At 39.3% G+C, this 8,759-nt stretch carries 12 protein-coding genes; 8 read left to right on the top strand and 4 right to left on the bottom strand.

Features of this window, described 5'->3' with window-relative positions:
• The first annotated feature begins 300 nt into the window (after nt 1–300).
• The 4 genes from F3G86_RS05075 (at nt 301) to F3G86_RS05060 (ending at nt 2,218) form a co-directional block, all read left to right on the top strand.
• Nucleotides 301–600, top strand: coding sequence for an ElaB/YgaM/YqjD family protein (locus F3G86_RS05075; protein WP_012001578.1), 300 nt, complete (start codon nt 301–303; stop codon nt 598–600).
• Nucleotides 601–858: 258 nt separating this feature from the next.
• Nucleotides 859–1,095, top strand: a complete 237-nt coding sequence (locus F3G86_RS05065) for a hypothetical protein (RefSeq protein ID WP_103573528.1) — start codon at nt 859–861, stop codon at nt 1,093–1,095.
• A 194-nt stretch (nt 1,096–1,289) separates the two neighbouring features.
• Nucleotides 1,290–1,445, top strand: coding sequence for a hypothetical protein (locus F3G86_RS10455; RefSeq protein ID WP_180995817.1), 156 nt, complete (start codon nt 1,290–1,292; stop codon nt 1,443–1,445).
• Between the two features lie 161 nt (nt 1,446–1,606).
• Nucleotides 1,607–2,218 carry a phosphate ABC transporter ATP-binding protein gene (locus tag F3G86_RS05060; RefSeq protein ID WP_149723191.1) on the top strand — a complete coding sequence of 204 codons (612 nt, stop codon included), beginning with the start codon at nt 1,607–1,609 and terminating at the stop codon, nt 2,216–2,218.
• A gap of 26 nt (nt 2,219–2,244) precedes the next feature.
• On the opposite strand, the gene F3G86_RS05055 is transcribed toward F3G86_RS05060, so the two are convergent.
• From F3G86_RS05055 to F3G86_RS05040, 4 genes are read right to left on the bottom strand one after another with little or no spacing between them, the layout of a single operon-like run.
• Nucleotides 2,245–3,117, bottom strand: a complete 873-nt coding sequence (locus tag F3G86_RS05055) for a carbon-nitrogen hydrolase (RefSeq protein ID WP_149723190.1) — start codon at nt 3,115–3,117, stop codon at nt 2,245–2,247.
• 1 nt (nt 3,118) lies between these two features.
• Nucleotides 3,119–4,045 (bottom strand): cation diffusion facilitator family transporter, encoded by a 927-nt coding sequence (locus F3G86_RS05050; protein ID WP_149723189.1) that lies wholly within the window; start codon nt 4,043–4,045, stop codon nt 3,119–3,121.
• Nucleotides 4,046–4,047: 2 nt separating this feature from the next.
• A complete protein-coding gene (locus F3G86_RS05045; RefSeq protein ID WP_149723188.1) occupies nt 4,048–5,016 on the bottom strand; it encodes an agmatine deiminase family protein in 969 nt (322 codons plus the stop codon).
• Nucleotides 5,013–5,258 (bottom strand): CBU_0592 family membrane protein, encoded by a 246-nt coding sequence (locus F3G86_RS05040; protein ID WP_021085230.1) that lies wholly within the window; start codon nt 5,256–5,258, stop codon nt 5,013–5,015. Before F3G86_RS05040 ends, F3G86_RS05045 begins: the two co-directional genes overlap by 4 nt.
• 109 nt (nt 5,259–5,367) lie before the next feature.
• On the opposite strand from F3G86_RS05040, the gene F3G86_RS05035 reads away from it, so the two are divergent.
• The 4 genes from F3G86_RS05035 to F3G86_RS05020 all read left to right on the top strand — a co-directional run bounded on the left by F3G86_RS05035 (nt 5,368) and on the right by F3G86_RS05020 (nt 8,363).
• Nucleotides 5,368–6,021 (top strand): amino acid ABC transporter permease, encoded by a 654-nt coding sequence (locus tag F3G86_RS05035; protein WP_149723187.1) that lies wholly within the window; start codon nt 5,368–5,370, stop codon nt 6,019–6,021.
• Nucleotides 6,008–6,676 carry an amino acid ABC transporter permease gene (locus F3G86_RS05030; RefSeq protein WP_149723186.1) on the top strand — a complete coding sequence of 223 codons (669 nt, stop codon included), beginning with the start codon at nt 6,008–6,010 and terminating at the stop codon, nt 6,674–6,676. Before F3G86_RS05035 ends, F3G86_RS05030 begins: the two co-directional genes overlap by 14 nt.
• A gap of 1 nt (nt 6,677) precedes the next feature.
• Nucleotides 6,678–7,415 carry an amino acid ABC transporter ATP-binding protein gene (locus F3G86_RS05025; RefSeq protein WP_149723185.1) on the top strand — a complete coding sequence of 246 codons (738 nt, stop codon included), beginning with the start codon at nt 6,678–6,680 and terminating at the stop codon, nt 7,413–7,415.
• Nucleotides 7,416–7,505: 90 nt separating this feature from the next.
• Complete coding sequence (locus F3G86_RS05020; RefSeq protein ID WP_149723184.1) at nt 7,506–8,363, top strand: cysteine ABC transporter substrate-binding protein; 858 nt, start codon at nt 7,506–7,508, stop codon at nt 8,361–8,363.
• Nucleotides 8,364–8,759: the final 396 nt, after the last annotated feature.

The following is an 8,759-nucleotide window of genomic DNA, read 5'->3' as shown; positions in this document are numbered from 1 at the left end:
AATAAAAATATAAAAGCTCAGACAAATCATTGTCTCTAAAAACTATTTTCATAGATAAAATATCTAAATTTTGCATAGTAATTTAATAAAATATATTAAAAATAATTAAAGGTATAACACTAAGAATTTTAAAAGGATATAGGAATACCTTATGGTGACTTTTAGTTATTAACGGAACATAGAATTACATCATACCATCAATGAGATTCTTTGAATTGCTAAATTTATTAACCATTAAGTAACATCATATATAATGATACGAGAGCTTCAGCTCAAAACAATATTAATAAAGGAGTCCTAATGGCTACTCAAGAGGTAAATTTAGAGTCTTTAAAAAAAGACTTAGATTCTTTGAAAGCAGATTTTAAAGATGTTATAAAATCTATCAAAGATATGGGTGCAGAGCGTGCGGAATCCGCTAAAGATAAAATTTTAGACCAACTAAATAGCGATGAGATCAAAAAATATATAGATGATCTAAAATCAAAAGGCAAAGACAGCATAGAAAACGTAAACGACGCAATAAAAGAAGATCCGATTAAAAGCATTGCCATTGCTGCGGGGGTTGGATTTTTAGCTGCCTGGTTATTAAAAAAATAATGGCGGGCATATCTGAATTTATAGTATCCGTTGTTGAGCTTATAGATGCTCAAGCTGACGATATTAGGTGTTCTTTTTTAAAGAGCGCCAATTCAGTTGTACTCAATATAATTGTGGGTGTGATTTGCATCATAGGCTTAGTATTCTTTTTGCTAGGCCTGCACACGCTCCTTGAAAAAACTATTGGGGAAATTTGGGCGTATTTTGCATGCTCTGCTGTGGCTTTTTTATCTTCAATTATCATATACAAGGTATTCCGTGCAAAGTGACATAACAAAAGAAAAGCTAAGAATAGTAGTATCGATGCTAGAGAATAAAAACACAGATAAAAAAAAGCTAAAACTCGAAGAGGCTAAGCTAAATTTATTACTAAATGATCCATTACCAAACTTTTCAACAGAACTCAGCCTAATCAATCGAGGCAATATTAAGCAGGCCTTGATATCAATAATAGATAAAAATTTTATAATACCTACCTTAAGCAAATTTCTATAAAAACTACTTTTTTATACTCTTTTCTTACGTCAGATAAAAAAATTAATAAATTTTTGAATATATTTGAATATAATTGAAATATAATTTCAAGAGATGACCGTGCCGCCGAAAAAGAAGATATTGGAAACCATTTAAGGCATAAAAGATTGCCAAATTCTGCCCAAGAGTCACATCTTAAAAACAAAGGAGTAAATATGCGTTATTTTCTAACACTGTTGTGCGCTGCCTTTTTTATGGTTGGCTGTTCCAATACTTGGCATGGTGCCAAAGAAGATACTGGCAATGCAGTCGAGTGGTCAAAAGACAAAGTTAACAAAGGTGCTACCTACGTTAAAGACAAAACAGAATAATTTTTGTTTTTAATTTAAACGTAGATATTAATTCATTATCCAGTGGGTTGAACTTCAATAGTTCGACCCATATAATTTTTCCTATTATATTTTATCTTTCTTTTATATAATCATATTTATAGTCTTCTTTAAAAGCCAAAAAATTACAACAAGAGAATGAAATTTTAAAAGATCTAAATTTAAATGTCGCTCAAAACGAGATCATCTGCCTAATGGGTAGCTCAGGATGTGGCAAATCGACATTTCTTTCAGCGCTAAATGGCTTTTTGGAGCAAAAAGGCGGCAGATATAGTGGAGAGATACTATTTAAAGGCGAAAATATCAAAACCAAAGACGAAATTTGGCTAAGAAGAAAGCTAACCATACTCTTTCAAGACGCCACGCTCTTTCCCTTTAGCGTCGAGAGAAATTTGACCTATGCGATGGAATTTTACGAAGGCAGCATAAAAGATAGGCAAAAAAGAGCAGAGGAGCTGCTTAAAAGCGTAAATTTACTTGATGAGATAAATGACCTTGATATGCCAGCTAGCAAACTCTCAGGCGGTCAAAAGCAAAGACTTTGCATTGCAAGGATGCTAACTACAAAGCCAGAGCTACTCATGCTTGATGAGCCTTGTTCGTCGCTTGATATGAAAAATGTCTTGATTGTAGAGGAGCTTTTAAAAAGCCTGTCGCAAAGATATACGATCATCATCACCACGCACAACGAAGAGCAGGCAAAAAGGCTTGGCGGCAGGATAGTCCGCATAGTGGATAAGAAATTTGCATTTTAAAAGAGCTAGAAATTCTAGCTCTAAATTTAGTCGATAAATCTCTTTGTGATATTTGCGTAGGCATCGATCCTGCGGTCACGTAAAAATGGCCAAATTCTACGAACTTCTTCGCTTCTTTTCATGTCTATCTCAACGATCTTGCACTGCTCGCTATGGCTATCTGCGCGGAAAAGCTGCTCGCCTTGTGGCCCGAAAACAAAGCTATTTCCCCAAAACTTAATCCCATCCATCACGCCGCTATCATCTTTTTCAAAGCCCACGCGATTTACTGCAACAACTGGCAGGCCGTTTGCCACGCTGTGACCTCTTTGCACCGCCAGCCACGCCTCAAGCTGTCTTGACTTTTCATCCTCGCTATCGCCCTCAAACCAGCCAATAGCCGTTGGATAGATGAGAATTTTCGCCCCTTTTAGTGCCATTAGCCTCGCTGCCTCTGGATACCACTGATCCCAACACACCAAAACACCAAGCTTACCAAGGCTAGTCTCAACTGGCTCAAAGCCAATGTCGCCAGGCGTGAAGTAAAATTTCTCGTAAAATCCAGGGTCATCAGGGATGTGCATTTTTCGGTATTTGCCAGCCACACTGCCGTCACGCTCGAAGACAAAGGCGGTGTTGTGATAAAGTCCGTCAGCCCTCTTTTCAAAGAGTGAAGTGACTAAAACTACGCCGTTTTCTTTAGCCACCCTGCCCCAAAAAGCGACATCTTCTTGCCAGTCGTTTGCGTGATCAAAGAAATTTGTATCCTCGCTTTGGCAAAAGTATTGCGTCTGGTGTAGCTCTTGGCACACAACTAGATCAGCGCCACCTTTTTTTGCCTCAGCTATTAGCTCAAGCGTCTTTGTGATGGTCGCCTCTTTTGTGCCTTTAAATTCTTGTTGAAGTAGTGCTACTTTCATCTCATCTCCCTTCTTTGTCGTTATATGGGTCTAAATGCGTGGTTATCTGCCACGAAAATTCCTTAAATTTCTCTCTTATCTCAGCTTCAAGCGATTCGGCCACTTCGTGCGCGTCATAAAGCGAGATATCTTTGTCAAAAACTAAATGCATCGTTAAAAATATGGTATTTGCGCTCTGCCTTGTGTTTAGATAGTGAAAGTCTGAAATCCTCTTCTTTGCCTTTATCATCTTGATGATCTCAGCTGTGACCTCAGGGCTTGCTGCGTGATCTAGCAAGACACCAAGGGCGTCTTTGCCAAGGCTTATGGCGCTTTGAGCGATGTAGCCACTTATCACGATACCAAAGATCGCATCTATCATCACAAATCCGCTAAATTTAATGATAAGCAGCGAGATGATGACTGCTAGGTTGCTAAAAAGGTCGATCTTATAGTGCAGTGCGTCTGCTTTTATGATAAGGTTGCCACTTTTTTTAGAAATTTGGTTTAAAAATAGCACCAAACATAGCGTCACTATGACCGAAAAGACCATCACACCAAGGCTTAAGCCAAGGTCTATCTCTAAATTTGGCTCGCTAAATTTCTTAACGCTCTCATAAAATATATATCCAGCAGCCACAACGATGATGACGCACTCAAATAGCGCTGCTAACGCCTCTAGCTTTGTGTAGCCAAAGTTAAATCTCTCATCGGCTTGCTTTCTTGACTTTCTAAGCGCAAATAAATTTAAAAGCGAGACGATAAAATCAAGCATCGAATCAATCGCCGAGCCAAGCACAGCGACCGAACCACTAAAAAGCCCAGCTGCAAATTTCACAAGTGCGAGCAAAAAGGCGCAAGCTCCCGCTGCGATGACGGCCTTATTTTCGCTCTGCGTGCACTCCTGCTTATTTATGCGGTTAAACTCATAATCAAACGGACTTGACAAGGCTAAGCCCTTTTGTATCTATTTTGGCTTGAGCAGTGAAGCGAGCCATTTTGACGGACAAAAACTAGCGAATTTACACCGATGATCTTTCTGTCTGGCAGTGCCTTGGCAAGTAAATTTAACACCTTTTCATCGTTTTCGTTATTATATGTTGGCACGATTAGCGCACCATTTATAAAGATAAAATTTGCATAGGTGCAGCCAAGCCTTTTGCCCTCATAAAATTTAGGCTTAGGAAGTGGCAGAGCAAGTAGCTTAAAGCCAGTTTTTTTAAGCTCATCCTCCATCCTTTTTAGCTCATCAAAGTGCTCATCGCTCTCATCTTCGCAGCTTGCATAAGCGATAGTATCAGGCTTGATAAAGCGAGCTAAAGTGTCGATGTGACTATCTGTGTCATCGCCTTTTATAAAGCCATTTTCAAGCCAGATGATACGCTTTAGTCCAAATAAATTTTTTAGTTTTTCTTCGATCTGCTCTTTACTAAGCGCTTTGTTTCTATTTTCATTTAGCAGGCATTTTGTGGTGGTTAAAAGCACGCCATCTCCGTTAAATTCAACACTTCCGCCCTCTAATATCATATCAACAGGCTCAAGTTTGGTTTTGTAAATTTTAGCTAGCTCTAAATTTATCGCATCATCTTTTGAGCTCTTAAATTTACCGCCCCAAGCATTAAATTTAAAGTCGTAACTTTTTACGCCGTCTTTTGTGCAAACGTCGATCATACCGTAGTCTCTGATCCAAGTATCATCGGTTTCAAGCTTAACAAACTCTACATTTTTAAATTTCTTAAATCTATCAAAATTTGCCTCATCAGGGCAGATGAGCACCACCTTTTCAAAGGGCGTAACAGCAGCCACAAGCTCCTCATAACCCGCCAAAATCTCCTCTAAATAAGGCTCCCAGTCGCTCTTACTATGTGGCAGCGATAAAAACAAAAGCTCCTGCTCTTCCCACTCTGCATACGCTCTCACGCTCTCTCCTTATAAATTTTATAAATTCCATAAATCGTAATGATTATCCAAAATACCTCTATCAAAAATGAGCCGAGGTTAAAGTGCACAAAAAGCGAGATTATAAGTAGCACCGCACCTACTAAATTTATTATCTGATAGGCTAGATCGTGGCTATTTAGACGGCCGATCTGAAGTAAAAAGTAGCCCATCACGATACAAATCATCCCTAAAAAGCCGATGATCTGAAAAAGATCGATCAAATTTTATCCTTTTTGTAAGCTTAAATTTAAAGCGTGATCATATCTAATTAGTTTTAAATTTATGATTATGGGATAAAATAACTCCATTTTTCAGATTGGATTAAAGTTTATGGATTTTGAGTTTATTGAGAAATTTTACCCACTTTTTGTAAAAGCTGGCGTGCTTACGATCGAAATTGCCTTTTTGGGGATCATTTTTTCTATTTTGATAGGCATTTTTTGTATGGCTGTGAAATTTTACAAGTTAAAATTTCTCTCAAAACTAGTTGATTGCTATGTTGAGCTTTCAAGAAATACACCGCTTCTTATCCAGCTATTCTTTTTATACTACGGCTTGCCAAAGCTTGGAGTATCGATGAGCGGCTTTGCCTGTGCGGTTGCAGGGCTTAGCTTTCTTGGTGGCAGCTATATGAGCGAGAGCTTTAGACTTGGCTTTGAGGCGGTTAGAAGGTCGCAGATAGAAGCAGGTCTTAGTATCGCACTTAGTAAAAATCAGCTTCTAAGATATGTCATCTTGCCACAGGCCTTTAGCGTGGCACTTCCGAGCATCAGCGCAAACGTCATATTTTTACTAAAAGAGACAAGTATCGTTAGCATCGTAGCGCTTGCTGATCTAGTCTATGTCGCAAAGGATCTCATTGGACTTTACTACAAAACAGACGAGGCGCTTTTTATGCTGGTTATTAGCTATCTTGTCATCATCTTGCCAGTCTCGCTGGCGTTTAGCTATGTCGAAAAAAGGGTGAGAAATGCAAGGAGTTAGTATATTATTTGACACGCAAAATTTACTAAGGCTACTTGAAGGTATTGTGGTAAGCACCGAAATTTCACTCATTTCTATAGTGATCTCCATTATCGGCGGCCTCATACTTGGCGTTTTGATGAGCATGAAAAACAAATTTATCTATTTTGTTTTAAAAATTTGCCTAGAGATCGTTCGTATCATGCCTCAGATCGTCTGGTTATTTTTATTTTATTTTGGCGTTAGCAAGGCTTTTGGGCTGCATATCTCGGCATTTACCGCCTCGCTCATCGTCTTTAGCCTTTGGGGCGTTTTTGAGATGATGGATATCGTGCGTGGCGCTATCACCTCGATACCAAAGCACCAGTTTGAGTCAGCCGCCTCGCTAGGACTTAGCAAATTTCAAATTTACTTTTATGTCATCATCCCGCTTGCTACTAGAAGGCTGGTGCCTGGAGCTGTAAATTTACTAAGCCGTATGATAAAAACGACCTCTATCGTCGTGTTAATCGGCGTTGTAGAGGTGGTCAAAGTCGGCCAGCAGATCATCGAGCGAAATGTATTTACAAATCCTATGGCGCCATTTTGGATATACACGCTCATATTCTTTTTATATTTTGCGATCTGCTATCCAGTCTCAAAACTATCAAAAAAACTAGAAGAAAAATGGAGCTAAAATGAGCGAAACTATCTTAGAACTTAAAAACTTAAATAAATTTTATGGAGAGCTTCACGCCTTAAAGGATATAAATTTAGAGGTTAAAAGCGGCGAAGTGGTCGTACTTCTTGGACCATCAGGCTGTGGCAAGAGCACAACTCTTAGATGTATAAACGGCCTTGAGAGCATAGCAAGCGGCGAGATCATAATAGATGGCGAGGTGATAGACGCTAAATTTAAAGAGTGGCAAAGGATCCGCCAAAAGGTCGGCATGGTCTTTCAAAGCTACGAGTTGTTTGACCATATGAACGTCATCGATAACGTCCTTCTTGGGCCTTTAAAGGTGCAAAAAAGAGATAGGGCCGAGGCTGAAAAGACGGCTGATATGTGGCTAAGCAAGGTTGGGCTACTTGATAAGAAATTTGCCTATCCAAAGGAGCTAAGCGGCGGTCAAAAGCAGCGCATAGCAATAGTAAGAAGCCTTTGTTTAAACCCTGAGATCATGCTATTTGACGAGGTTACGGCAGCACTTGATCCAGAGATCGTTAGAGAAGTGCTTGATGTGATACTAAATTTAGCTAAAGATGGCATGACGATGCTAATAGTCACGCACGAGATGAGCTTTGCAAGGGCGGTTGCGAACAAGATCGTATTTATGGACGCTGGAGCGATCGTGGAGATCAGCGAGCCAGAGGAGTTTTTTACTAATCCAAAGAGCGATCGCGCGAAGAAATTTCTAAATTTATTCTCATTTTAGAAAAAATAAGAGATAATTTGCCTGTTTTCAAAATGCGTTTAGAGCGAGACTTTACCGCTCTTATTTACTAAATTTTCTAAAGGAGAAAGAGTGAGAAAATTTAAATTTTTCTTATTAGCATTAGTCGCTACCGTCTTTCTAACGGGTTGTGGTGATGACAAAGGTGCGGACAAAGCAGCCGCTTCAAATCAAACTGACGCTATCGCAAAGATCAAAGAGCGTGGATATATAAGGATAGGCGTTTTCAGCGACAAACCGCCATTTGGCTACGTCGATAAAGACGGCAAAAACCAAGGCTATGACATCTACTTTGCAAAACGCATCGCAAAAGACCTGCTTGGCGATGAGAGTAAGGTTAAATTTGAGCTAGTCGAGGCTGCTGGCAGGGTTGAAGTGCTCACAGCTGACAAGGTCGATATCACGCTTGCAAATTTCACAAAAACGCCTGAGCGCGCGCAAGTTGTTGATTTTGCGCTTCCATATATGAAGGTCTCTCTTGGCATCGTTAGCCCAGAAGGTGCTGTGATAAAGAGCGTTGATGAGCTAAAAGATAAAACACTAATCGTCAATAAAGGCACAACCGCGGACGCATTTTTTACAAAAAATTACCCTAATATCAAGCTTTTAAAATACGATCAAAACACCGAAACTTTCGCAGCTTTGGTTGATAAAAGAGGTGCGGCTCTAGCGCATGATAACGCCCTACTTTTTGCCTGGGCGAAAGAGACTCCGGGCTTTGTCGTTGGCGTTGAAGCGCTTGGCGACGTGGACGTGATAGCTCCAGCTGTCAAAAAAGGCAACAAAGCCTTGCTTGAGTGGCTAAATAACGAGATCATCGAGCTTGGAAAAGAAAATTTCTTTCACAAAGACTATGACGCAACGTTAAAACCAATCTATGGTGACAGCGTAAATCCTGAATCTCTAGTCGTCGAAGGCGGCAAACTCTAAATTTAATGGCGTAATCTTTACGCCATCTCTCTTTTTAAATTTAACAAATATATTTGCAATTTTTACAGCAGGCGATATCACTTTAAAATCCATGACAACAGTTTTGTAATTCTTGGCAGCAAGCTGCTAGGTAAGTTTTACGATAAAGTTTCTAAAATTTTTGTCAGCAAGTGGGACTGCTTTAAAATCTAGATGAGTAGATATTTTGCACACCTGAACGCTAAACGAGCAAGGTAAGCTAGTAATGAACTCTTTTTGAAAAACACTGGCACCGATAGACTATTTGTTAATTTTAAATTCTATGTATTTTATAAATTTAATACTACGAAGCATGTTTGCAGAGAAAAAATCATCGAAAGATTGAGAAAGATAGGTCTTTTTGAATATTTAAATAAA

This window comes from Campylobacter concisus, from assembly GCF_902460595.1.
Classification (GTDB): Bacteria; Campylobacterota; Campylobacteria; order Campylobacterales; family Campylobacteraceae; genus Campylobacter_A; species Campylobacter_A concisus_BL.
This window is presented reverse-complemented; position numbering and strand designations above follow the sequence as displayed.

What these genes read in the sequence shown, in the direction of transcription:
- F3G86_RS05025 (WP_149723185.1), top strand. Translation starts at nt 6,678, where the DNA reads ATGAGCGAAACTATCTTAGAACTTAAAAACTTAAATAAATTTTATGGA.
- F3G86_RS10455 (WP_180995817.1), top strand. Translation starts at nt 1,290, where the DNA reads ATGCGTTATTTTCTAACACTGTTGTGCGCTGCCTTTTTTATGGTTGGC.
- F3G86_RS05075 (WP_012001578.1), top strand. Translation starts at nt 301, where the DNA reads ATGGCTACTCAAGAGGTAAATTTAGAGTCTTTAAAAAAAGACTTAGAT.
- F3G86_RS05035 (WP_149723187.1), top strand. Translation starts at nt 5,368, where the DNA reads ATGGATTTTGAGTTTATTGAGAAATTTTACCCACTTTTTGTAAAAGCT.
- F3G86_RS05055 (WP_149723190.1), bottom strand. Translation starts at nt 3,117, where the DNA reads ATGAAAGTAGCACTACTTCAACAAGAATTTAAAGGCACAAAAGAGGCG.
- F3G86_RS05030 (WP_149723186.1), top strand. Translation starts at nt 6,008, where the DNA reads ATGCAAGGAGTTAGTATATTATTTGACACGCAAAATTTACTAAGGCTA.